The organism is Bradyrhizobium sp. NBAIM08 (assembly GCF_020193935.1).
In the GTDB taxonomy this organism is placed as follows: domain Bacteria; phylum Pseudomonadota; class Alphaproteobacteria; order Rhizobiales; family Xanthobacteraceae; genus Bradyrhizobium; species Bradyrhizobium yuanmingense.
In genome coordinates this window covers 1-457 of sequence record NZ_JADYVR010000269.1, presented here as the reverse complement: position 1 = coordinate 457, position 457 = coordinate 1, and the positions used below count along the sequence as shown (strand labels likewise).

Below are 457 nucleotides of genomic sequence, written 5' to 3'. Positions count from 1 at the left end.
CGCCAGCGCAATGCGGCAGAGGGTTAAATTATAGCCGACCGCCTTTCGATCTTTCCGATAATCGGGCTTGAGTCATCCGTTCACGCAGCCCGCCTTCCTTAACGAATGCGTCTTCCAAGTGCCGCAATTGCTGGTCGAGGAGATAGGTGGTCACCTTGATGAGGCCGATCATGACGTTGGCCGAAATGGCCGGATCAGGATGCTCGATCCCCCTGCGAAACCGCTCGTAGTCGGCGCCCGGCTGGCGGTTGATCTCCCGCAGTCGACGGGTATGGGAATGATCTTTGGTCCACTCCGGGATGCCGCGCACGCGCAAGTAATCGCGATAGTCCTCCAGCAGCTCTTCAAGACTGGCCCGGGCTACGTTGGTCAGTTTGAGTTCCATTTCCTTGGACGTTCCGGAAGCCTGGCTGCCTTCGAGAATGTTCTGCTTTCCGGAACGCGCCGCCTGCACCAT

1 protein-coding gene is annotated in these 457 nt (G+C 58.4%); it reads right to left on the bottom strand.

Going from position 1 to position 457, the window contains the following annotated elements; translation table 11 throughout:
• Positions 1-28 precede the first annotated feature (28 nt).
• Positions 29-457, bottom strand: a 429-nt coding sequence (locus I6F37_RS39435) for a four helix bundle suffix domain-containing protein (RefSeq protein WP_225154292.1), incomplete at its 5' end; no start/stop codon positions are given.